Annotated in this window: 28 protein-coding genes and 1 tRNA gene; 13 read left to right on the top strand and 16 right to left on the bottom strand. The window is 66.2% G+C overall.

Going from position 1 to position 21,449, the window contains the following annotated elements; all coding sequences use genetic code 11:
- Window positions 1–25: 25 nt before the first annotated feature.
- Together chlG and petP are read right to left on the bottom strand one after the other, a co-directional pair.
- Complete coding sequence (gene chlG, locus ACXMDY_RS09700) at window positions 26–1,009, bottom strand: chlorophyll synthase ChlG (protein WP_259702025.1); 984 nt, start codon at window positions 1,007–1,009, stop codon at window positions 26–28.
- A gap of 37 nt (window positions 1,010–1,046) precedes the next feature.
- Window positions 1,047–1,271, bottom strand: coding sequence for a cytochrome b6f subunit PetP (gene petP, locus ACXMDY_RS09695; protein WP_259702026.1), 225 nt, complete (start codon window positions 1,269–1,271; stop codon window positions 1,047–1,049).
- Between the two features lie 69 nt (window positions 1,272–1,340).
- Between petP and hisF the strand changes: the two genes are divergently transcribed.
- The 7 genes from hisF to ACXMDY_RS09660 all read left to right on the top strand — a co-directional run bounded on the left by hisF (window position 1,341) and on the right by ACXMDY_RS09660 (window position 6,687).
- Window positions 1,341–2,144: an imidazole glycerol phosphate synthase subunit HisF gene (gene hisF / locus ACXMDY_RS09690; RefSeq protein WP_259702027.1), complete on the top strand. Its 804-nt coding sequence runs from the start codon at window positions 1,341–1,343 to the stop codon at window positions 2,142–2,144.
- Between the two features lie 85 nt (window positions 2,145–2,229).
- Window positions 2,230–2,526, top strand: coding sequence for a hypothetical protein (locus ACXMDY_RS09685; protein ID WP_259702028.1), 297 nt, complete (start codon window positions 2,230–2,232; stop codon window positions 2,524–2,526).
- Between the two features lie 21 nt (window positions 2,527–2,547).
- The gene (gene ubiE / locus ACXMDY_RS09680) at window positions 2,548–3,261 is read left to right on the top strand and encodes a bifunctional demethylmenaquinone methyltransferase/2-methoxy-6-polyprenyl-1,4-benzoquinol methylase UbiE (protein WP_259702029.1); all 714 of its coding nucleotides are present in this window, start codon (window positions 2,548–2,550) and stop codon (window positions 3,259–3,261) included.
- Between the two features lie 23 nt (window positions 3,262–3,284).
- Window positions 3,285–4,181 (top strand): glycine--tRNA ligase subunit alpha, encoded by an 897-nt coding sequence (gene glyQ, locus ACXMDY_RS09675; protein WP_259702030.1) that lies wholly within the window; start codon window positions 3,285–3,287, stop codon window positions 4,179–4,181.
- On the top strand, window positions 4,178–4,360 hold the full coding sequence (locus ACXMDY_RS09670) for a hypothetical protein (RefSeq protein ID WP_259702031.1): 183 nt from the start codon (window positions 4,178–4,180) through the stop codon (window positions 4,358–4,360). Before glyQ ends, ACXMDY_RS09670 begins: the two co-directional genes overlap by 4 nt.
- 93 nt (window positions 4,361–4,453) lie before the next feature.
- Complete coding sequence (locus ACXMDY_RS09665) at window positions 4,454–6,547, top strand: ComEC/Rec2 family competence protein (protein WP_259702032.1); 2,094 nt, start codon at window positions 4,454–4,456, stop codon at window positions 6,545–6,547.
- Window positions 6,548–6,602: 55 nt separating this feature from the next.
- A tRNA-Ser gene (locus ACXMDY_RS09660) sits at window positions 6,603–6,687 on the top strand.
- Between the two features lie 57 nt (window positions 6,688–6,744).
- Here ACXMDY_RS09660 and ACXMDY_RS09655 read toward each other — a convergent pair.
- Window positions 6,745–7,857 carry a CARDB domain-containing protein gene (locus ACXMDY_RS09655; protein ID WP_259702033.1) on the bottom strand — a complete coding sequence of 371 codons (1,113 nt, stop codon included), beginning with the start codon at window positions 7,855–7,857 and terminating at the stop codon, window positions 6,745–6,747.
- Between the two features lie 53 nt (window positions 7,858–7,910).
- Here ACXMDY_RS09655 and ACXMDY_RS09650 point away from each other — a divergent pair, with 53 nt between their 5' ends.
- Window positions 7,911–8,246 carry a YciI family protein gene (locus tag ACXMDY_RS09650; protein WP_259702034.1) on the top strand — a complete coding sequence of 112 codons (336 nt, stop codon included), beginning with the start codon at window positions 7,911–7,913 and terminating at the stop codon, window positions 8,244–8,246.
- Here the strand turns inward: ACXMDY_RS09650 and ACXMDY_RS09645 are convergent.
- The 3 genes from ACXMDY_RS09645 to ACXMDY_RS09635 are packed head-to-tail and all read right to left on the bottom strand — an operon-like array spanning window position 8,218 to window position 10,348.
- Window positions 8,218–8,544, bottom strand: a complete 327-nt coding sequence (locus tag ACXMDY_RS09645; protein WP_259702035.1) for a hypothetical protein — start codon at window positions 8,542–8,544, stop codon at window positions 8,218–8,220. The two genes, ACXMDY_RS09650 and ACXMDY_RS09645, sit on opposite strands and share 29 nt — an antisense overlap.
- A 17-nt stretch (window positions 8,545–8,561) precedes the next feature.
- Window positions 8,562–9,368, bottom strand: a complete 807-nt coding sequence (locus tag ACXMDY_RS09640) for a fatty acid desaturase (protein ID WP_259702036.1) — start codon at window positions 9,366–9,368, stop codon at window positions 8,562–8,564.
- A 20-nt stretch (window positions 9,369–9,388) separates the two neighbouring features.
- Window positions 9,389–10,348 (bottom strand): orange carotenoid-binding protein, encoded by a 960-nt coding sequence (locus ACXMDY_RS09635; RefSeq protein ID WP_259702037.1) that lies wholly within the window; start codon window positions 10,346–10,348, stop codon window positions 9,389–9,391.
- A 251-nt stretch (window positions 10,349–10,599) separates the two neighbouring features.
- Between ACXMDY_RS09635 and ACXMDY_RS09630 the strand changes: the two genes are divergently transcribed.
- The 3 genes from ACXMDY_RS09630 to ACXMDY_RS09620 all read left to right on the top strand — a co-directional run bounded on the left by ACXMDY_RS09630 (window position 10,600) and on the right by ACXMDY_RS09620 (window position 12,859).
- A complete protein-coding gene (locus tag ACXMDY_RS09630) occupies window positions 10,600–11,685 on the top strand; it encodes a hypothetical protein (protein WP_259702038.1) in 1,086 nt (361 codons plus the stop codon).
- A gap of 151 nt (window positions 11,686–11,836) precedes the next feature.
- Window positions 11,837–12,577 (top strand): hypothetical protein, encoded by a 741-nt coding sequence (locus ACXMDY_RS09625; protein ID WP_259702039.1) that lies wholly within the window; start codon window positions 11,837–11,839, stop codon window positions 12,575–12,577.
- A gap of 51 nt (window positions 12,578–12,628) precedes the next feature.
- Window positions 12,629–12,859, top strand: coding sequence for a hypothetical protein (locus ACXMDY_RS09620; protein WP_259702040.1), 231 nt, complete (start codon window positions 12,629–12,631; stop codon window positions 12,857–12,859).
- On the opposite strand, the gene purB is transcribed toward ACXMDY_RS09620, so the two are convergent.
- Window positions 12,860–14,155 carry an adenylosuccinate lyase gene (gene purB, locus ACXMDY_RS09615; protein ID WP_259702041.1) on the bottom strand — a complete coding sequence of 432 codons (1,296 nt, stop codon included), beginning with the start codon at window positions 14,153–14,155 and terminating at the stop codon, window positions 12,860–12,862. It abuts the gene before it with no gap.
- 127 nt (window positions 14,156–14,282) lie between these two features.
- Here purB and ACXMDY_RS09610 point away from each other — a divergent pair, with 127 nt between their 5' ends.
- Entirely contained in the window at window positions 14,283–15,107 is an 825-nt protein-coding gene (locus tag ACXMDY_RS09610) for a TlyA family RNA methyltransferase (RefSeq protein WP_259702042.1), read from the top strand.
- Window positions 15,108–15,142: 35 nt separating this feature from the next.
- On the opposite strand, the gene ACXMDY_RS09605 is transcribed toward ACXMDY_RS09610, so the two are convergent.
- From ACXMDY_RS09605 to ACXMDY_RS09595, 3 genes are all read right to left on the bottom strand, one after another.
- Window positions 15,143–15,481: a P-II family nitrogen regulator gene (locus ACXMDY_RS09605; RefSeq protein ID WP_259702043.1), complete on the bottom strand. Its 339-nt coding sequence runs from the start codon at window positions 15,479–15,481 to the stop codon at window positions 15,143–15,145.
- Window positions 15,482–15,523: 42 nt separating this feature from the next.
- Complete coding sequence (locus ACXMDY_RS09600; RefSeq protein ID WP_259702044.1) at window positions 15,524–15,760, bottom strand: hypothetical protein; 237 nt, start codon at window positions 15,758–15,760, stop codon at window positions 15,524–15,526.
- An 86-nt stretch (window positions 15,761–15,846) separates the two neighbouring features.
- Window positions 15,847–16,071 carry a DUF4278 domain-containing protein gene (locus tag ACXMDY_RS09595; RefSeq protein WP_259702045.1) on the bottom strand — a complete coding sequence of 75 codons (225 nt, stop codon included), beginning with the start codon at window positions 16,069–16,071 and terminating at the stop codon, window positions 15,847–15,849.
- 276 nt (window positions 16,072–16,347) lie between these two features.
- Between ACXMDY_RS09595 and queF the strand changes: the two genes are divergently transcribed.
- The gene (queF, locus tag ACXMDY_RS09590) at window positions 16,348–16,737 is read left to right on the top strand and encodes a preQ(1) synthase (RefSeq protein WP_259702188.1); all 390 of its coding nucleotides are present in this window, start codon (window positions 16,348–16,350) and stop codon (window positions 16,735–16,737) included.
- On the opposite strand, the gene ACXMDY_RS09585 is transcribed toward queF, so the two are convergent.
- From ACXMDY_RS09585 to ACXMDY_RS09560, 6 genes are all read right to left on the bottom strand, one after another.
- Window positions 16,725–18,041 (bottom strand): cytochrome c biogenesis protein ResB, encoded by a 1,317-nt coding sequence (locus ACXMDY_RS09585; RefSeq protein ID WP_259702046.1) that lies wholly within the window; start codon window positions 18,039–18,041, stop codon window positions 16,725–16,727. The two genes, queF and ACXMDY_RS09585, sit on opposite strands and share 13 nt — an antisense overlap.
- Window positions 18,032–18,754 (bottom strand): cytochrome c biogenesis CcdA family protein, encoded by a 723-nt coding sequence (locus tag ACXMDY_RS09580; RefSeq protein ID WP_259702047.1) that lies wholly within the window; start codon window positions 18,752–18,754, stop codon window positions 18,032–18,034. The genes ACXMDY_RS09585 and ACXMDY_RS09580 overlap by 10 nt, the downstream gene beginning before the upstream one ends.
- A gap of 47 nt (window positions 18,755–18,801) precedes the next feature.
- Entirely contained in the window at window positions 18,802–19,968 is a 1,167-nt protein-coding gene (locus ACXMDY_RS09575) for an FtsW/RodA/SpoVE family cell cycle protein (RefSeq protein WP_259702189.1), read from the bottom strand.
- 201 nt (window positions 19,969–20,169) lie between these two features.
- The gene (locus ACXMDY_RS09570) at window positions 20,170–20,370 is read right to left on the bottom strand and encodes a phycobilisome linker polypeptide (protein WP_255087356.1); all 201 of its coding nucleotides are present in this window, start codon (window positions 20,368–20,370) and stop codon (window positions 20,170–20,172) included.
- Window positions 20,371–20,406: 36 nt separating this feature from the next.
- Window positions 20,407–20,895 (bottom strand): allophycocyanin subunit beta, encoded by a 489-nt coding sequence (gene apcB / locus ACXMDY_RS09565; RefSeq protein WP_255087355.1) that lies wholly within the window; start codon window positions 20,893–20,895, stop codon window positions 20,407–20,409.
- A gap of 39 nt (window positions 20,896–20,934) precedes the next feature.
- Window positions 20,935–21,420, bottom strand: a complete 486-nt coding sequence (locus tag ACXMDY_RS09560; RefSeq protein WP_259702048.1) for a globin family protein — start codon at window positions 21,418–21,420, stop codon at window positions 20,935–20,937.
- Between the last annotated feature and the right edge of the window lie 29 nt (window positions 21,421–21,449).

Raw genomic sequence — 21,449 nt, 5'->3', positions numbered from 1 at the left:
CGCTCCGTCCGGCGGGCCGTGGCGCTCACAGGCCCACCGTCAGCCGGCTGTGGCCGATCGCCAGAGCCGTGACCAGCATGCCGAGCACCAGAAAAGGCTGGGCGCTGGCCTGATACTTCACATCAAAGCTCACCGGATCGCGCAGCAGCCAGAGATCCTGAAAGGTGATCTGGGGAATGATCAGCAGCACGAGCAGCACTGCCGCGAAGTGCTGGTCGATCGCGATCAGCACCCCCACCATGGCCAGCTGGAACAGGTCGATCATCACGGCGCTGATCCAGCTGGCCCGCTCGATGCCGAACACCACCGGCAACGACTGCAGCCCCAGGGCCCGGTCGCCTTCGACGCTCTTGAAATCATTGACCACGGCAATGCCCAGGCCCGCCAGGCTGTAGGCCAGGGTGAGCGCCGCGGTGGTCCAGGTGAGCCGGCCGAACAGCGCCTGGCCCGCCCACCAGGGCAGGGCGATGTAACTGGCGCCGAGCGCGTAGTTGCCGAGCCAGCCGTTCTGCTTGAGCTTCAGCGGCGGGGCCGAGTAGATGTAACTCACGAAGGAGCCGCCCAGGGCGAGCAGCAGCAGCACCGGCGTGCTGTGGCCGGCCCAGAGGTCGAGGCCCCAGGCCACCGCCAGCCCGGCCACCAGCAGCACCCAGATCTGGGCCTGCACCTGGCCCAGACCGATCGCCCCCGACGGGATCGGCCGGTAGGGCTCATTGATCGCGTCGATCTCGCGGTCGTAATAGTCGTTGAGGGTCTGGGTGTAGCCGGCCAGCAGGGGCCCGCTCATCACCATGCAGGCGATCGCCGCCACCAGATCCCTGCCGTTCCAGTGGAACTGCCCTGAGGCCGCGGCACCGCAGATCACCCCCCAGATCAGCGGAATCCAGGTGACGGGCTTCATCAGCTGCAGCCGCAGCTTCCAGAGGCTGCTGGTGCCGCTGGCACCTTTCATGCCCAGCAACTGGCGGGCGCCGCCGCTGCTGGAGGGGGAGTCGGGTGCGTCGCTCAACAGACCGAAGCGGGGGTCACCAGCATGATCGACACCCTCAGGCTGGCGCGATCTCGTCGTCAAAGAACCAGCCGCTGCTGCCGTCGCTCAGTTCAACCACAACGCCGATGCCGCTGCCGTCGGTCATCTTGTAGCCGCTCACGGTGCCGGAGGCATCCTTCTTGAGCACCTCGACAAGATCAGCGGGGATGCGGTCGCGCACCCGGGTGATCTTCACCCTGGAGCCCACAGTGATCGAGCCTGGGGTGAGAGCCTGAGTCATGGCCTGCGCGGCTGGACAAGTGGGGCAACCTTAACAGCGCCGTTCTCTTCCTTCCTCTGCCCAGCTGCCATGGTCGCCAAGCGCCTGATCCCCTGCCTCGACGTGGCCGACGGTCGGGTGGTCAAGGGGGTGAACTTCGTCGGGCTGCGCGATGCCGGTGATCCGGTCGAGCTGGCCTGCCGCTACGACGCCGCCGGCGCCGATGAACTCGTTTTCCTCGACATCGCCGCCAGCCATCAGGGGCGCACCACCCTGGTGGAACTGGTGCGCCACACCGCCGAGGCGCTGACCATCCCGTTCACGGTGGGGGGCGGCATCGGCAGCGTCGAGGGGATCACCGAGCTGCTGCGCGCCGGCGCCGACAAGGTCAGCCTCAACTCCGCGGCGGTGCGCCAGCCGGAGCTGGTGGCGGAGGGGGCCCGCCTGTTTGGCTGTCAGTGCATCGTTGTGGCGATCGATGCCCGCCGCCGCACCGACGGCTCCGGCTGGGATGTCTACGTGAAGGGCGGCCGCGAGAACACCGGTCTCGATGCGGTGGCCTGGGCCCGCCGGGTCGTGGCGCTCGGTGCCGGTGAGATCCTGCTCACCTCGATGGATGGCGATGGCACCCAGGCCGGCTACGACCTGGCACTCACCCGTGCCGTGGCCAGCGCCGTGGCGGTGCCGGTGATCGCCTCCGGTGGCGCCGGCAGCATCGACCACATCGCCGCCGCCCTCGAGCAGGGCCAGGCGGCAGCGGCTTTGCTCGCCTCCCTGCTGCACGATGGCGTGCTCAGCATCCAGCAGATCAAGACGGGTCTGCTGGAGCGGGGGCTGCTGATCCGGCCCCTGGAGGAGTCGCAGGGGTCGGTGGCGGAGATTACAATTGCTTAAGGGAGTTGGACGTTGGTTTCACTGCTCTCGCTTCTCCGTGCCGGCTGCCGTTTCCCCCGCCTCAACCGCCGTCGCCCTCTTGACGATGGTGTTGGTTGTCGCGTTGGTGGCGTGGGCTCTCTCGCTGATGCAGGCCGCCAACGATCGCCAGGAATTTTCGCTGATGCTGGCCGGCTGCATGGTCTGCTCCGCGGCTGTCGGCCTCACCACGGTGATGGTTCTCACCTTCGCCAGCCCCAACCGGTTGCTGGCGGTCGGCCTCGGCCAGGGCTTTCTGAGTGGTGATGGGGTGCTCAGCACCGATTCGGCTCCCCTTCCCTGGGATCGCTCCCTCGATTGTCTGGTGGAGCCTGAGCGCTGCGCCGCTCTGCCATCCTCCTGAGCAGCCATCGGCGGCGGCCCCTTGACGACCGGAGATCCCGAAGCGGTCCGTGAGCTCTTCGAAGCGATCGCACCCCGCTACGACCAGCTCAATGACCTGCTCAGCCTGGGTCTGCATCGCCTCTGGAAACGGCAGGCAGTCCACTGGCTGCGCCCCAGGCCCGGCCAGCGGCTGCTGGATCTCTGCTGCGGCACCGGCGATCTCGCCCTGCTGCTGTCGGAGAGGCTCCGGCCCGGGGGGGAGGTGCTGGGGCTGGATGCCGCCGCCGCTCCCCTGGCCGTGGCCCGTCGGCGCAGCCGGCTGCAGCCCTGGCTGCCCGTGCGCTGGCAGCAGGGGGATGCCCTGGCCACGGGCCTGGCCACCGGAGCCGCCGACGGTGCGGTGATGGCCTACGGCCTGCGCAACCTGGCCGACCCGGCGGCGGGGCTGAAGGAACTGCGGCGGCTGTTGCGCCCAGGCGGCCGTGCGGTGGTGCTGGATTTCAACCGCCCGGATTCCTCCACCCAGGCCGGCTCCCTGACCGCCGGCTTCCAGCGCTTCTACCTCCGCCGCCTGGTGGTGCCGGCCGCCCGCTGGTTCGAGCTGCCGGAGCAGTACGCCTATCTGGAGACGAGCCTGGAGCGCTTCCCGATCGCGTCCGAACAGGAGCGGCTGGCGCGCGATGCCGGCTTCACGGCCGTCCGGCATCGGCCGATCGCCGCAGGGCTGATGGGTCTGCTCCAGCTGGTGGCCTGAACCCACTCTGAGAGGATCGGCCGATGCTTTTCCAGGACATCATCTCCACCCTGAACCGGTTCTGGGCGGCGCAGGGATGCCTGTTGCTGCAGCCCTACGACACCGAAAAGGGCGCCGGCACGATGAGCCCCCACACGGTGCTGCGGGCGATCGGCCCGGAGCCCTGGGCCGTGGCCTACCCCGAACCCTGCCGCCGCCCCACCGACGGCCGCTACGGCGACAACCCCAACCGCGCCCAGCACTATTTCCAGTACCAGGTGCTGATCAAGCCGTCGCCGGATGGCATCCAGGAAACCTATCTGGCTTCGCTCGAAGCGCTCGGCATCCGCGCCGCCGACCACGACATCCGCTTCGTGGAAGACAACTGGGAATCGCCCACCCTGGGCGCCTGGGGCGTGGGCTGGGAGGTGTGGCTCGATGGCATGGAGGTCACCCAGTTCACCTATTTCCAGCAGTGCGGCGGCCTCGACTGCCGGCCGGTGTCGATCGAGATCACCTATGGCCTCGAGCGCCTCGCCATGTATCTCCAGGATGTGGAGAGCATCTGGGAGCTGCGCTGGAACGAGCAGCGCTCCTACGGCGAGATCTGGCTGCCCTTCGAGAAGGCCCAGTGCACCTACAACTTCGAGGCCTCCAACCCCCAGCGGCTGCAGCAGCTGTTCGCGCTCTACGAGGCCGAGGCCACTGATCTGGTGGAGCGCCGCCTGCCAGCGCCCGCCCTCGATTACGTGCTCAAGTGCAGCCACACCTTCAACCTGCTCGAGGCCCGCGGCGTGATTTCGGTCACCGAGCGCACCGCCACGATCGCCCGCATCCGCCATCTGGCCCGCCAGGTGGCGGAAGGCTGGCTGCAGGAACGGGAGGCCCTGGGCTTTCCGCTGCTGGCGGCCACCTCCGCGGGTGAGCAGCCCGCCCCTTGAAGCGCACCCTGCTGGTGGTGGTGCTGCTGGCAGGGTCCTTCCAGGCCGGCCGCCTCACCGAACGGGCGATCTGGCCCTGCCGGCTGCGCCCGATCGCTGCACTGGTGGCGCCCCTGCTGGGCCAGGAGCTGCCCAGCCCCCAGCTCTGTGAGCTGATGCTCAAGCTGCCGAGTTTCTGAGCGCCGGGTTCAAGCGGGCCCGGCCGGGGAACCCTCAGGGGTGCGGTCCCGAGCCGGAGCTCGATGTCAGTGCTATCGCGGCCATGTCTTTCCATGCCCTTGCTCACGGTGGCCCTGGCGCTGCTGGGGCTGAGCCTCGGGGTGCTGGGCCTCGATGCGCCGCTCCGCGCTGTTGGTCTGGTGCTGCTGAGCGCTCTCGCCTGGTGGCAGGCGGGCCGGCATGGCCTGGCGCCGGGGCCGCGGCTGCTGTTGTTGCTGCTGGCGCCGGCCCTGCTGCTCTGGGGCCTGGCGCAGCAGCCGGTGCCCGGCCCCGCTGATCCGGTGCAGCTGCTGCCGGCCGCGCCCCTGGCTCGGCTGCCGGTGCAGCTGCGGGGCCGGCTCGGCGGTGATCCCCAGCCCCGTGGGGAGCAGGGCGGTTGCCGCGCCGTGCTGGAGCAGGCCGGCGGCCGCACCGAGCTTCTCTTCCGCCACTGTCCGGCGCTGCAGCAGGGCTGGACAGTGGCGGTGGCCGGTGAGCTGCGCCGACCTGCCACCGGTCCCCATCCGCTCCTGAGCGGTCCGGCCGAGCGGTTGGCCCGCCAGGGGATCTGGAGCCAGTTGCAGGTGGAAGGCGAAGCCGAGCTGCTGGAGCGTCCGGCCACGCCGATCGCCGGGCTCAGGCGGCGGATGGCGGCTGCCCTGTTGCGGTCCTGCGGGCCGGAGCGGGGCGGGGTGCTGGCCGCCCTGGTGCTCGGCAGCGCCGTGGTGCCGGTGCCCGGCGATGTCCGCGACGCCTTCCGGGTGGCCGGACTGTCCCATGCGCTGGCCGCCTCCGGCTTCCACCTCACCGTGCTGCTGGGGGCGGTGATGGCCCTGGGGCGTCACCTGAGCCGGCCCCCCCGGGCGGCCCTGGCGGTCGGCGCCATGTTGCTGTTTCTGCTGCTGGCTGGGCCCCAGCCCTCGGTGGTGCGGGCGGTGCTGATGGGGGGAGTGGCCTTCGCAGTGCTTGAGAGCGGCGGCCGCAGCAGGCCCCTGGGGGTGTTGCTGCTCAGCGTGCTGCTGATGCTGCTGGTGCGCCCCAGCTGGTTGCTGGATGTGGGGTTTCAGCTCTCGGTGGCGGCCACCGCCGGCCTGATCCTCACCGCCACGGATCTGGAGGGCGCCCTGGTGCGGCGCCTGCCGGCCTGGCTGGGGGCCCGCTGGATCGGGGCGGGACTGGCGGTGCCGCTGGCGGCCTCGCTCTGGACCCTGCCGCTGCAGCTGCTCCATTTCGGGGTGGTGCCGCTCTATGCGGTGCCGGCCAACCTGGTGGTGGCGCCCCTGCTCACCCCGCTCACCCTCGGGGCGATGGCGATGGCCCTGGCGGCCGTGACCCTGCCGCTGCTGCTGCCCCTGCTGGCCTGGCCGCTGGGGCTGCTCACCGGGCTGCTGCTGCTGTTGGTGCGGGGTTTTGCGGCCCTGCCGATGGCCCAGTGGCAGATCGGGCGGCCCCAGCCCTGGCTGGTGCTGCTGTTCGCTCTGTCGCTGCTGCCCTGGCTGGTGGCCAGCCTGCGCTGGCGGCGTCTGGGGGCGGCCGGGGTCGGGCTCACCCTTGCCCTGCACCTGGCCCTGCTGGGGGGCGATCAGCTGCTGCTGATCCACCAGTGGGGCGGTGATCTGCTGCTGGCCCGCCACCAGGGTCGCGGCGCCCTGGTCAGCAGCCGCGCCGATGGGCTCAGCTGTGCCAGTGCCGCGAGGCTCGCCACCGGACTGGGCCTGGCCCGCTTCGACTGGATTGCCCTGCTCGATCCGGTGGCGGCGGCGGAACCCGCCTGCTGGCGCGCCCAGGCGTCGCTGGTGCTGGCTGCCACGGATGGCAGCACGCCGCTGGCTCCAGGTCAGCGCCTGGAGAGCCCTGGCCTGGCCCTCTCCCCCCTGAGTGCCGACAGCCGCGCCTATGGCCTGGCGGTGGGGGGACACCGCTGGCTGCTGCTGCCGGATCGGCAGTCGATGACGGCCTGGCAGCGGGCCGGTGCCGCCGGGGAAACGGTTCTGCCCAGCGGTGCCTGGAGTGGTACCTGGCTGGGCTTCCGGCCCCGTCGCAACGAGCAGCAGGCTGTGGCGGCGGCCGCTCCCCGGCGGATCTGGGTGAGTGGCGCCTGGCCGGCCGCACCCAAGGGCTGGCAAGCCAGCGGCGGCAGTGGATCGCTGCAGAGCCCGGCCGGCTGACGGCTCCGTAAAGTTCCACTTCGTGCGCGCCGCTCCGGTGGCGCCGGACGAAGCTGGAGAGGTGGCTGAGTGGTCGAAAGCGAACGACTCGAAATCGTTTGAAGGGAAACCTTCCGTGGGTTCGAATCCCACCCTCTCCGTTTTGAGGCTTTTTGCTCTGCTGCGGCTAGCTCTGCTGCGGCTAGCTTCCGGCTGGCTCAGAGCTCGATCGTGAGCCTGGCGGCATTGTTCGCCTGCGATTCCAGGGGCTCCAGCACATGGCGCTCGGGGTCGGCCATCACCAGCAGCTGATGGGGTCCGGGCGGCAGCGGCAGGGGCAGGCTGAATGGCTGGGTTTCGCCGGCTGCCAGCCAGGGAAGCCTCAGATAGTGGTGGCTGGAGTAGCGATCGTCGATCACCACCGCCACCCCCAGATCGCTCACATCCAGCTCGCCGCGATTGCTGACCTGGAAACCCAACCGGCCATCGCTGTAGCCGAGCTGCTCCACGGCGAGGTCGGAGCCCAGCATGCGGATCTGCTGGAGTGGGTAGATCGCCAGCCACTCCAGCCGCCGCAACCGGCTGCCCGGATGTTCATGGTGCAGGTGGCCGCCATGGCGCAGATCGCGGCTGCAGCCATGCAGATGCAGCGGGGCTGTGGCCACCGGCACGGTCACCCGCCCTGATTCCGGCTGCGTGTCCCAGAAGCCGCAGCAGTCCCAGTGGAGGCTGCGGCCCAGGAAGCGGATCGGATCATTGGCGTCGCCGGGGTCGTCGGCAGCCAGGCGGTAGTGCTGGAGGCTGCCATAGAGCCCCTGGGCGGCCGCCCCCGGATCTTCCGGCGCCTGGTTCCGCCGCTTCTGTCCCATGCAGAGCTTGGAGGCCACGGTGATCACCAGGCTGTGCCACTCCAGCCCCAGCCGCAGGCCGTAGATCGGTGCCTCGGCCAGCTGCCCCTGCTCGCTCAGGGAGGAGATCGCCGCTCCGATGCGCTGCTGCAGCGGCAGTCCTTCGCTGGCTGCCAGGCAGGCGGGGTCCACCGGATGGCGCAGGGCCGTGGCATCGCCACTGAAGCAGACGTAGGGGAAATGGGCACTGCCATCTCCCGGGTGCAACTGGCGGATGCTGCCGTCCCCGGCCGCGCACTTGTAGAGGCGGGTGCGGGGCTCGCTCCCGTCGTGGAGGAAGGTCAGCTCGCCATTGTCGAGGCTGGTGGTGGTTCCGAGCCCCAGCACATCGCCTTCGAGGGGAATGCTGGCCAGGGGCAGATGCTCGCGCACATCGCCCTGGATCAGATCCGTCACGGTGTTGGCGATCGAGAAGTTCAGCATCGGGATGCGGCGTCGTGCCGGATCAAGATGGGAGCCGGGCGAGATCGGATGCCATGCCGTGGTTCGTGAAACTGGAGCAAGGGGTTGTCGACCGGGCCGGTTTCGATGCCCATCTTCATGCCCATCTGGCCTGGATCGGCCAGCTGGAGCGGCTGGGTCACCAGCCCAGCACCGGCTACTGGCGTGAATGCAAGGGGCTCAATGGCGCCGGAGCCGGCGGCATGCTGCTGTTTGAGGCCCGGGATCGGGCCGAGGCCGAAGCGATCCTGGCTGGCGACCCGCTGATCCAGGCCGGCTGCGTCAGCTGGGTGCTGCATGAATGGCAGGTGGTGGCTGGAGCGCTGCGGCGTGAATCGCCGCTCACATGCGGGCCAGAGCCGAAATTTTGACGAGCTTTTCCTGGTCAAGCCCGTCGAGTTCATGCACCGACAGCAGACCATCTTTCACCAGGGTGGCAAAAACGAAAACCAGCGAGGAATCGCGGAGATCGAACTTTCCATCCATCTCGTGCCGCTTGGCGCTCAGGTAATCGTGCAGGCTCCAGACATCACCCGAGCAATGGACTGAACTCACTCGGCTGTGCAGATCGGTGATCAACGAGGCCACTTCCCGCTCATAGGCGAGGTCAACGGCTTGCTTGGCAATGTGACGCTCCTCTGAGCTCCAGCCCTTCTGGCCTGCTTCCACGGTCCTGTCAACAGTTTTCAGTGTGTTTGGACCCTAACACCCAGCTGAGGTTGAACGCGAGCGCAGGGATGGCGCTCCACGAGCTCTTTCTTGAGCCGTGATCTTCGCAGGGAAGGAAGCGTGTACCAGGGCGAATCAGGGTGATGATGGTGTTCCCAGTGGTAGTCGAAGTGATAACAGGCAAGCAGGGAGATCGCTGGCGGAAGCGAGCTGCTGCCTACCTGATGGCAGCTGCCCGGCGAGGCGGATTGAGCCCGGTGTGGCAGATAGGTTCCAAACAGAAAAAGCTGCATCGAGCTCAGGATCAGGGGTAGCACCCAGAACAGCACCAGCACGGCAACTGGATGGCTGCTGGTGAAGGTGAGGCCGGCAAGGGCGCAGGCCCAGATCGCCAGCAGCCAGCCAATCTGAGCGGTGGACAAGTAGCCACCCATGAATGTGATGTACCAGCTCAGTGGGTGGTTATGCCGGCCATCATGAAAATCCGGATCGTCGCCACCCCCTGGATTGCGGTGATGGCGAAGGTGATTGGAGTGGCAGAGGCGATAGGGGATGGCGGCATAGAGCCCCAGGCAAATCTGGCCCAGAAGGGTGTTCAGACCTGGACGCCGTGGAACCAGGCTGCCATGCATGGCGTCGTGGGCCACGATGAACAAGCCAGTCTGCAGAAAGGTGCGGACCAGGATGATCGCTGCCACTGCAATCCAGGTCTGAAGCGAACGTTGCCCAAAAATGGTGAAGGGATCAAACCAGCCGAGTGGCACAAGGCTGGATAACCACAACCCGATGATCAGCAGGGCCAGGCTGCACCCAGGCCCGACCATGACAGCACCCCCCGGTCTGATCAGCGGATGAAGTTGACCAGTTCCTTGGGAGAGGCGAGCAGATCGATCGCCACAAAGAAGATCTTGTTCTGGGGATTGAGCAGAAAGCGCCAGGCCACGTTCATGCCGACGCCGGCACCGAACCAGGGGGTTTGCACTTTTCCTGTCACCTTGATCTGGGTGAAGCCATCGTCCGCAGGCTCGGTGACGCCCTGCTCGGGAATCAGTTTGAGATTCTGGCAATCTTCCTTGAAGAACCGCAGAACCGCCTCCTTGCCGATGATCGGCCGCTGGAAGGGAGGCTGCAGGCCCCCATCCGGCAGAAACAGCTCGATGAGCGCATCAAAGTCGTTGGCATTGAGCAGGTTCATATAAGACAACACCGTGGTGTTGCTCACATTGTTGATCGATACCTCGCTGCGCTGGGCAATGTCCGTTGGTGGCACCACCGGTTCGGCCACGCGCTTGTTGCCCTCGATCTTGTTGGCATCGAATCCCATGTCCACCACAGCGTTGCGCAGCACCGTGATCTGCTGGCCACCCTCCAGGCGCTTGATGGCATCGAGAATCGCCGCCGCATTGGCGGAGAGCTGATAACCCTGAGGGATCGGGGCAACGATTCCCTCCTCCATCCATTCGCCGAGCTTGTACCAGAAACCCAGCTTGATGTTGGGGGACCAGACCGTGTAAGTGCGTGAAACCGGAGTATCGACCCGGTTGGCCAGATCGCACATCACCTGGGACTGATCCGCGAAACTCATCTGGCGGATCTGGTTCAGCGTGGGTTCAGCGAACTGCATGCGGGCGGCGCCGGGAGCCGCGATCGTGATCGTTTTGCCCATCTCCAGGTACGCATACCAGATCAGTGCCAGCTGATCTTCCGCACTGAGCTGATCGAACCTGGCGATCGTGGCCGGGACGACGTCGGCTGCCAGGGTGGAGGGAAAAATGCCGCGGGCTTCTTCGATCGTGATCGGCATGGCTGGGACCCCGGGGAGAGCATTGAGCGTGTGTCGATCGTAACGGAGTCAGCCCCGAACAGCCTGGGCCTCCAGCCCGCTCCGGTGCTGCTTCTGATGCTGCCTCCCGGATCGGCCACCAGAAGCGCGCCGGGCGGTCGAGGAGGCGGTGCAGCGGCCTGGTGGAGATCCGATTCCTGCCGATAAGATCCTGAGCGGAGGTTTGACTGGTGCGATTGGCTCCAACACAGAGGGCGGCAAGCTTCCTGTCGGTGTGGATCGTTCTGCCGCTGGCCCGCTTCCTCTCGGTTGCCCCTGCCCTGCTGGCCGCCGATGCGGTTGGCCAGCCCCTCGACTGGCGTCTTCCCCAGCAGGATCCAGCCACCTCCGCCGCATTGCCCTGGCGTGTTGAGTCGGCTGAGCCTGGATCTGGATCCTGGAACGTTGTGCCGGCGAGTGAGCCGGTCGGCCCTGGATTCCCCGAGTCGCTCCCCGCTCCCCAGCCGATCGCGGCCGCCTCCCCGCCGGTCACCAGGGTTCGCGGGCTCAGCCGCGGCATGACGGTGAATGGCAGCCTTTACACCGATACGGCCTTGCAGGTGCCCAACGGCTTCGCGGCCGACCAGCGCTTCACCGTCTCAGCCGCCCTGACACCCGTGAACCGGACCCGTTCCTGCGGCGCCGGCAGTGGCAGCACCGATGGCTGTGACGACGCTGAGCTGAACATCGAGCTGACGCCGATCCGTGGGGAAGATGCCAGCCTCGGGTTGATCTGGAACATCCAGAGCCTGACTTCCCGCAGTGGCGGCACCTCAGCCTTCTCGGGCCAGAGCCTCGGCTTCCGCGCCGCCGTGAACCTCACCCCCACCCTGGGCGTTTCCTTCGGTGGTGAGCAGATCATTCAGTTCGATGACAGCATCGATCTGGGACGGAACTTCTACCTGGTGCTTTCCCAGGCGGTTCCACTCAGTGCAGGGGCCGAGCCCGTGGTGGCCGTGGCCACCGTGGGGATCGGTTCCGATTTCTTCGGCTATGGCGGCAACGGGATCCTCGGTTCGACCAACTGCCTGTCCGGGAACAACATCAGCAGTAACAATTTCCCGAGTGGCACCGATTGCTTCTGGGGCCCGATCGGCTCGCTCAGCCTCCATCTGGGCAGCCGTGTCTCCCTGGGTGCCGAATGGTTTGGCTATGGCATCGGTGCAGGGATTTCCGCGCGCCCTTTCAGCGAACTCCCACTCACTCTTTCGGTTTATGCCACCGATTTTCTCGGCAACACCCCGAGCTACATCGAAGGGTTGTGCACCACCAATCCCTGCGGCGCCCGCTACTACGGCCGCATGACCTTCTCGTTCTGATGGCCGTCGGATCCTGTTGCCGCAGGGGTTCTGTCTGGATTCTCGCCCTGAGCGGCGCCGTCCCGAAACGGTGTCGGAGGCCACAGGTGGTTTTGGGAGGCTTATCGGTTTGTGGCCTAGATTGGACGAACGGGAATTCATGGTTCAGATAGTGACGGCAACCCATTCGGGAGGGCTTTGTCCCCACCCACCGCTCAAGCACCCTGGCTGGGTCAGCGGCTGGCTGGCCGGCTTCACCGCCTCGGCCCTTCTGGCGGCTGGCTTGCCGGCCCAGGCTTTTCCGAATGCCAGGGTCAATCTGATCCGCATCACCGGTGACGGCGTCACAGCACTGCCTGGCCTCAGCCAGGCCAGCCTTCCACCTTCAGGCCCAGCTGCGCCTGCTTCCGCCCAGCTGCTCAGCCAGGCCACGCCGCCCGCCGCTGGTGGCCCGAGCCAGCTGGCCGCGGCCACCGATCCCCTGGTGCTCAACTTTGCTGGTGAACTTCCACAGTTCGGCCCAGACGACTACGTCTCCATTCGGGTCCGCTCGGGCGATTCCAGCAATGGCACCGAAATCGAGCAGATTCGTTTTGATTCTCCTGCGGTTGTGATCTCGCCCGACCGCCGCTCCATCTCGATCACCCCGAGCCGGGCCGTCGAGGCAGGCCAGACCCTGGCGGCCCTGCTGCCCACCGGCAACTACGTGTTGCCCCTGGCCACCAGCTCCTGTTTCTTTGAGCTTGCACCACCGGTGGCGGCTCTTCCCCCTGTCATCCCACCGGCGCCACCGCCACCACCGCCGTTCCCTGTCGTTACGATCTTGCTCGGCATCGCCGCAGCCGGGTTGATCTGCTGTGCGATCGGCGGCTGTTTCAGTGGCAATGGCGGCACCAACGACAGTTCCAACTGATCCCGATCCGTCCACGTCTGCTCCATTCGTTTCTTGGTTTCGGTTTTCGTCATGATCAAACCCCTGGTTTTCGCTGCTGCCTCTGCGCTCGCCTTCGCCCATCCGGCCATGGCGGCACAGCCCACGGATCTGCCGGCCTGCCTTAAGCCAGCCAAGACCTTGGCAACCGTTCCCGTCAGAACAGTCCAAACCACCCTGGTGGCTCAGGCGAGCCCCCTGGGCCCCGTCTGCACGTTCACCCCGGATCGCAAGCCCGCTCCCGTGATCCGCGGCCTCTGGTGATCAGATCCCCAGCCGTTCCCAGATCACCTTCAACTGGGCCTGGTGCAGGTCGCTGCTGAAGCAGCTCTCCAGCAACTCTTCGCCCAGCTGGCTGGTCACTTCCGGATCGGCCCTGAGGCTGGCCCTGAAATCGCCACCCTCGGTGTTCCAGGCAGCATGGGCATGGTGTTGCACGAGGGCGTAGGCCTTCTCGCGCGCCATGCCCGCTTCCACCAGGGCAAGCAGCACCCTCTGGCTGAACACCACACCGCCATAGATGTGCAGATTGCGGAGCATGTTGTCGGGGTAGACCCCGAGGCCTCTCACCACCTCCGCCATCTCGCGCACCATGAACTGCAGGGTGGCAGAGCAGTCCGGCAGCATCATTCGCTCCACGGAGCTGTGGCTGATGTCCCGTTCATGCCAGAGCGCCACGTTCTCCAGAGCCGCCACGGTGTAGCTCCGCAACACCCGGGCCAGCCCGCTGATCCGCTCGCTGCGGATCGGGTTGCGTTTGTGGGGCATGGCTGAGCTGCCCTTCTGACCTTTGGCGAAGTTCTCTTCCACTTCCAGCACATCCGTGCGCTGCAGGTTGCGGATCTCGGTGGAAAAGCGCTCCAGGGAGGCGCCCACCAGGGCGAGGGTCTGTACGTAGTCGGCGTGCCGATCACGGCCGATCACCTGGGTGCTGGCGGTGTCGGGCACCAGGCCCAGCCGCGCACAGGTCAGGGCTTCCACCTGGGGATCGGTGTTGGCGTAGGTGCCCATGGCGCCACTGATCTGGCCGACGGCCACCGCAGTTTCGAGTCGTTCCAGCCGCTCCTGGTTGCGCAGGGTTTCGGCCAGCCAGCCGGCCACCTTGAAGCCGAAGGTGATCGGCTCGCCATGGATGGCGTGGGAGCGACCGATCATCACCGTGTCCTTGTGGGCACGGGCCAGCTGCCGCAGCGCCTGGGCGAGGGCATCGAGTTCGGTGCGCAGCACCACAACCGAGGCCCTGAGCTGCAGGGCCAGGCCTGTGTCGAGCACATCCGAGCTGGTCATGCCCACATGGATGTGGCGACCGGCATCGCCGACATGCTCGTTGACATTGGTGAGAAAGGCGATCACGTCGTGGCGGACCTCCGCCTCGATCGCCTCGATGCGCTCCAGCTCGAAGCTGGCCCTGGCCCGGATTTCGGCCATCGCTTCCACCGGCACCCAGCCCAGTTGGCAGCGAGCCTCGCAAACGGCCAGCTCCACCTCCAGCCAGGTCTGGAACTTGGCCTGCTCGCTCCAGATCTCGCCCATTTCGGGGAGGGTGTAACGCTCGATCAAGGGCCGGCGCCGCGCGTGAATCGAGTCAATCTATGGCTCCACCACAACGCCACTCCGCCTGGATCCTGCGCCGCTGCCGTGGTTCGATGGCCTCAGGATGTCCACGGCTGGCCCGATCCGAGCGCCCATGGCCCGTAAGCAACGCCTCGACCTTCACCTGGTGAGCCTGGGTCTGGCGGCCAGCCGCGGTCAGGCCCAGCAGCTGATCAGGGCCGGCCGGGTCCGCAGCCACGGGCAGATCCTCGACAAGCCGGGCCTTGAGGTGAGCCTGGAGCTGATCCCCGAGGTGGAGCAGGGAGCTCGTTTTGTTTCCAGGGGCGGTGAGAAGTTGCTGGCGGCCCTGGAGGCGTTCCCGATCGATCCCACCGGCAGGGTCTGCCTTGATGGCGGCATTTCCACCGGTGGCTTCACCGACTGCCTGCTCCAGCGCGGTGCCGGCCGGGTGTATGGCATCGATGTGGGGTATGGCCAGACCGCCTGGAGCCTGCGCACCGATCCAAGGGTGGTGCTCAAGGAGCGCACCAACCTCCGGCATCTCCACGCGGAACAGCTCTATGGACCCGATGATCCCTGGCCGGATCTGGCCGTGGCCGATCTGTCGTTCATTGGCCTGCCGCTGGTGCTGCCGGCGCTGCGGCGGCTGCTTCACCCTGCTGGCCCAGCCGAGGCGGTGGTGCTGATCAAGCCCCAGTTCGAGGTGGGCAGAGAGCGGGTCGGCAAAGGTGGGGTGGTGCGGGACCCCCGCGCCCATGCCGATGCGATCGAAGCGGTGATCGCTGCCTGCTCAAAGCTGGCCTGGCCTGCCGCTGGCCTGGTGGCTTCACCGATCACCGGTCCGGCCGGGAACCACGAATACCTGCTCTGGCTGATCGAGGCCCGGCCGGATCAGCCGGCTCGCCTGGATCGAGCCGGAATCGAGCAGCTGGTGGCCCACACCCTGGGCATGGGTTGAGCAACACCAGGATCGAGCAGACCGAGATGGCCGTCCTAGATGGCCGTGCTGTCGAGATCGCCGGTGCGGATGCGGATCACGGTTTCGATCGGGCTGATGAAAATCTTTCCATCCCCGATCTCTCCTGTGCGGGCGGCGTCCTGAATCGCGTTGACAACGGTTTCGACCCGGTCATCGTCGACGACCACATCCAGCTTGAGCTTCTGGAGGAATTCAACGGTGAACTCGGAACCCCTGTAACGCTCAACCTGGCCCTTCTGCCTGCCGAAGCCTCGCACCTCACTCACGGTCATGCCGATGATTCCGGCATTCACCAGGGCCACCTTGACATCTTCAAGCTTGAAGGGACGGATGATGGCTTCGACTTTTTTCATGGAGGTGGTGAGGAGATGCGGTGTGCGTAGAGATCAGGGTCTTCACCGGATGGGAACGCCATCGATCTGGCCGTGGATTCCGAGACGGCTGACACCGAGGCCAGCGGCCTGGGCGTCCTGACGGATCAGGGCGGCTGAGGCCTCTTCCACGCTGACATGGCCGGAGGCCAGCTGGGGCCAGTGCTTGTCGTCGAAGTGGGTTTGCAGCCACAGCATGCCGTTGGCCGTCAGGGCCAGCAGGCGGTAGCCCCCGGTTGTGGCGACCAGTGCGAGATCCAAGAACAAGCCCTGCGACCCAGCCATTAGGCCTGAGTGCGCAGGGCTCCGATGTCATTGTTGCTACAGCCGGTTCGCCTGGTCGGCGATCAGCGATCCCGAACCTGGCGGGCCGCCGCCTGCTGGCGCTGGTGGTAGGGGTTGCCACGGTATTGGAGAACGATGGATTCGTTCACCACGGCAGGTTCGTGTTGGAGGGGCTCCTGGAACGTGATGCCCCGGTAGATGTGCTGAACCGGATCGTGGTCGGACGTTGGCGCCGGTTGGTCACCGTCGTGGCGAACACCCCGATAGACGAGAGAGGCTGGGGTCATGGTTGAGAGGCTCGATGGGAAGGGATCGCAGGTCTTGGAGCTGATACCGCTTCATGCAAAGGAGCGTTGCTTCGCCTCGCGGTGGGGCTACTTCCAACAGGCGCACCGGGTTTGGCCCAGGGCATGCCCAACGTTTTATCCTTAATGCATTGTTAGCGCACTAATGATGTTCATGGCGAACGAACTGGCCGATTGCCGCGGGATCCGTCACAATCTGTTGGGTTCATAGCATCGGCAAGGTCGACCACGCCCATTGAGCACCCAGCCCTGATGACCATCACCCAGACCCCCTCCTATGGCGAACGGCTGATTGCCGATGCCCAGTTGATCTGCTTCGACAACCCCAGGATCGGTCGCGCCTACGAGGTGGCGATCGAGCTGCCTGAGTTCACCTGCAAATGCCCCTTCTCGGGCTATCCCGATTTCGCGGTGCTGCGCCTGATCTATCAGCCTGGCCCGCGGGTCCTGGAGCTCAAGGCGCTCAAGCTCTACGTGAACAGCTGGCGGGATCGCAGCATTTCCCATGAGGAAGTGGCCAATCGCATCCTCGACGACCTCGCCGCGGCCTGCGAGCCGGTCTGGATGCAGCTGGAAGCTGATTTCAATCCCCGCGGCAATGTCCACACCGTGATCAGGGTGAGCCAGGGGAACCGTCAGGCCTGCTGAGCCAGCTGGCTGGCCGGGCTGCGGCTCCGCTCCACTGTGGCCAGGAGCTCGGGAAGTTCCTGGGCCAGGGCGGTGAGGTTGCGGTTGCAGAGGCCCGCCAGGTGAAGCCGGCCCCGCTCAGGTTCAGCGATCGCCCAGAGCTGGCGGGTGGCGATCAGGCTGAGGCCACCGCCGACCAGGGCAATGGCGAAGCCGGCGTAGACAAGTGGTACGCCGGGATCCCGCTTCAGCAGCAGGCCACTGGCCGGCAGCACACTCACCACCCGCAGCGGCAGGCCCCCGATCTCGATGGGCTCGCCGCCGGGCACGATCTGACCGATCCGCTGGGCATCGGAGGCAAAGATCTCGACCGGACCCTGTTCGTTGCCCAGGGTGAGCAGCACGGGTTCGCTGCCATCGGGCCGGGTCGGCAGCGCCAGGCCCCAGATCTGTTCACCGAGTTCCGGCAGACTCCGCAGCGGCAGTTCCAGGAGGGGGCTGCGGCCGATCTGAACGGTGATCGCCGCCAAGGCCCAGTCCGCCTGATACACCGTCATCCCCCGGAAGCGCAGGGGGTGGTTGACACTCACCTCAGCGGTTTGCAGAGGTTCTTGATCGCCGTTCCTGAGCAGCAGGCTGGAGCGGAACTGTTCCGGCCGGCCGGCCGGATCCCGCTCGATCCGGAAACTCTCCACGGCCAGGTTGAGCTGGCTGACGCCCCTTGAATCCAGCAGGCTCAGCTCTCGCCCGGGGGCGAGAAACCGTTCGAGGCGCTGGCCACCCAGCGCGCCCCAGGCAGAGCCCACCATCAACACCACCATGCCGGCATGAACAAGCAGGGGGCCGACGCGGCCAGCCAGGCCACGCCTGGCCGCCAGCCGGTCCTGGCCCCGCTGCAGCTGCCAGCCCTGGGCCGTGAGCAGTTGCTCAAGGCTGCTCAGGTCTGAGCCTGGATCAGGACTTGAGATGGTCTCCGCCAGGCTCAGTTTGCTGAGCTGGCGTGGTGTGCGGTAATCGATCCAGCGCAGCGCCGCCTTCAGAGCGGGCCACTGGCGCCGCCAGCTGCACAACACCAGCGACAGGCCCAGCCAGGCCAGCAGGGCCAGGAACCAGTTGCTTGCGTAGACATGATCCAGCTCCAGACGCAGGATCCAGTCCCCATCGAGCAGGCCCAGCCAGGGGTGATTGTCGTAAAGCTGGTGATAGCGATCGACGGCCTCCTGCTGGGGAATCAGGGTGCCGATGCTGCTGCCCACGGCGATCATCAACAGCAAGCCGATCGCCAGGCGAAGATCGGAAATCCAGGCGAGCAGTCTCAGGGCCATCGAGCCAGGAGCGTGAGGGATCCGCTGGCCAGCAGCACCACGCCGCTGACCGGGGGTATCCAGCGGCTCAGGGCCCTGAAGGCCAGCAGGCGTTGCATTGAGGCCGCTGCCGTTCCGGCCAGCAGCAGCGGCACCACCTGGCCGGCTCCGAAGCAGGTGAGCAACACCATCGCCATCAGCGGTTGTCCATGCTGTGCGATCGAGCCCAGCAACACCGCCAGCACCGGCGTTGTGCAGGGACTGGCCGCCAGCCCGAAAGCCGCGCCGGCTGCCAGCGGGGCCAGGGGAGCGGGCATGCGGCGGCGCCAAAGCTCCGGATCGGGCCCACTCGGCAGGGGAAAGCGCAGCAGCCCAAGCAGGTTGAGTCCCATCACCACCGAAAGCACAGCCACCAGGGTGGGGATCACGCCGGGGATCTGGCCGTAGAGCCTGCCCAGCAGAGCGCTGGCCCCACCCAGCACCACGAGCGCCAGCACGATCCCACCGGCAAAACTGAGGCTGCGTTGCCAGGGACGGCTTTTCTGGCCGGGAAAACCCGCCATGTAGGCCACTGTGATCGGCAGCAGCGACAGGGAGCAGGGTCCCAGGCTGGTCAGCAGCCCTGCCCCGAAGATGATCGCCAGGGTGAGGGGGCCCGGGGCGTTGAGGGAACTGGCCGTGAGGTCTTCCCCCCAGCGGGCCAGATCGGCAATGAACAGCCCAGGGCTCGTCATCCGTGTCTTCGGAAACCGGGAGGCACAACGCCAGCCGGACAGAAAAGTCAGCCTATCGGGGCAGGGTTCACCCCAGCGGTGTGCGGGGGGTCTGGTCGCCGCTGCCGTTTGCGGGGGGGAGCATGGCCGTGTGCCGATTCGAGCGAACAGCGGATCAGCAGGCCAGCGGTGATCAGGCTGGCGAGCAGGGAGTTGCCGCCATAGCTGACCATCGGCAGGGGCAGGCCTGTGGTGGGCATGGCGCCACTGGCAACGGCGATGTTAAGGATCGACTGGCCCACCAACAGGCTGATGCAGCCGATCGCCACCAGCCTCTGCTGGTTGCTGCGGGAGCTCAGGGCCACCCGCAGGCCCACAAAGCCGAACAGCAGAAGGAAGATCAGTGCCACGAGGGAGCCCACGTAGCCGAATTCCTCGGCAAACACAGCAAAGATGAAATCGGTTGATTGGATCGGCAGGTACTGAAGCTTCTGGGTGGAGAGGCCGAACCCTTCGCCCAGCAGTCCACCCGAGCCGATCGCCAGCAGGCTCTGGACAAGTTGATAGCCATCTCCCTGGGCGTCTTGCCAGGGATTCAGAAAGGACACCACCCGAATCCGCTGATACTCGTTGATCAGGATGCTTGCGGTGCCGATCAGGCCACCGGCAACCGCTGTGCCGACCATCAGCAGCATGGGCAGTCCTGCGGCCAGGGCCAGCGCCCAGAGCAGCAGGCCGGTGAGGGCGGCTGTGCTCAGGTTGGGCTGCTTGAGGATCAACAGCAGCAGAACCGAGAAGATCCCCAGCCAGAGCACTTTCTGGTCGAGTCCGATGCGCTTCCAGTGGGCAAACAGGGAGGCACCCTGCAGAACGATGAACGGTTTGACCAGTTCGGATGGCTGGATCTGGATCGGTCCGATCACCAGCCAACGGCTGGCCCCGTTCACGGTCGTCCCAGCCAGGAGAGTGGCGGCGATCAGCAGTGCGCCCACAAGCACGGCCGGCCCAGCCAGGCGGAGCCAACGCCGCAGCGGTGTGCAGATCGCCAGCCACAGCAGGCCCCAGCTGGGAATCATCCAGATGGCCTGTCGTTTCAGGTAGTAAGCGGGATCGCCCATTTCCCGGGCGGCCACCCACCAGCTGGCGGAGGTCAGGATCAGCAGCCCCGCCAGGCACCAGATCGCCACCAGGCCGAGCAGCAGCCGTGCCTCGGCCGGCCACTGGGCCCAGGTCAGCCGGGAGTCATCGCCGAGCTGGGAAGCCGGCTCGGCCCTGCTTGCGGCTGGCCGGGTCCTGGTGCGGGAGGTCACGGAACCGGACAAAGCGAAGGGAAAGAGGATCGGTCCCATTCAGCCGTGCCTAGGCGCTGGATGACAGGGGGCAGGGACAAAAAAAAGCCCGGCCATGGCCGGGCTTGCTGATCGATCAATGGAAGTTCAGTTGCCGACGTTGACCTGACGGCGCCCAGACACCAGCTCGACTTTGAGAATCTTGCCCCCTTGCTTCATGATCCGCTGCTGCTCAGCGAACCAGCTCTCATAGGGCACCCACTTGGTGAAGAAGGTGTTCTGAAGTTCTCTCTGGCTGCGCACCTTCTCCGGGCAAGGGATGCAGGCCGTGATCTTGAACAGGCGCATGAATGAATCCTCGCTGGATTAGGCGTCGTTTGGGGATCAGTTCCCGAGGCCTGAGCTGATGTAATCAAGGTAGACACCCAACTCACGGCCGGCGTCGGGACCGACCAGCGAGGCGGCCGTTTCCTTCATGGCCTGGATGGACTGGACCGTTGCACCGATCGGTACCCCCAGGGAGTTGTAGGTCTCCTTGAGTCCATTGAGCACCCTTTCGTCCAGGATCGAGGTGTCACCCGCGAGCATGGCGTAGGTGGCGTAGCGGAGGTAGTAGTCGAGGTCGCGGATGCAGGCCGCATAGCGACGGGTGGTGTACATGTTCCCACCCGGACGGGTGATGTCCGAGTACAGGAGGGTTTTGGCGACGGCTTCCTTGATGATCGCCGAAGCGTTCGAACCGATCGTTGCCGCAGCCCTGACCCGCAGTTCTCCGCTGGTGAAATACTGCTCAAGGCGTCCGATCGAGGAATCATCCAGGTAAAGACCCTGGACGTCGGACTGGTTGATGACGTTGGTGATCGCGTCTTGCATGGGTCCTGGGAAGAGGCGGGGGGCAGGGATGGGCGAGCCTCAGGAGAGGGCGCCGATGACGTAGTCGAAGTAAAAGCCAGCTTCTTCAGAGTCGGCTCCGGTGAGCAGGCCCATGGAGGCGTTCTTGAGCTCGCGCACGGATTCGGCCATGGCCTCCAGGGGAGTGCCGAGGGCTCGATACATTTCGCGGGCACCGATGATGCCGATCTCTTCGATGGGAGTCACATCTCCTGCCACCATGCCGTAGGTCACAAGGCGCAGATAATAGTCGATGTCGCGAAGACAGGTGGCCGTCATCTCTTCGCCGTAGGCATTGCCACCGGGAGAGATCACGTCTGGCCGCTTTTGAAAGAGAGCGCCGCCGGCCTGCTTCACAATCCGCTCGCGGTTCTCGCTCAAGACCTGGGCCACCCGCAGTCGGCGTTGTCCGCCGGCCACGAAGGATTTGATCTGGTCGAGTTCGCCAGGGCTGAGATAGCGGGCTTCAGCGTCCGCGTTGATGATCGAGTTGGAGACGATGCTCATGCAGTTCTGCCTCGAAACAAGCGGCCGCC

The organism is Cyanobium sp. ULC082 (assembly GCF_977927535.1).
This window is presented reverse-complemented; position numbering and strand designations above follow the sequence as displayed.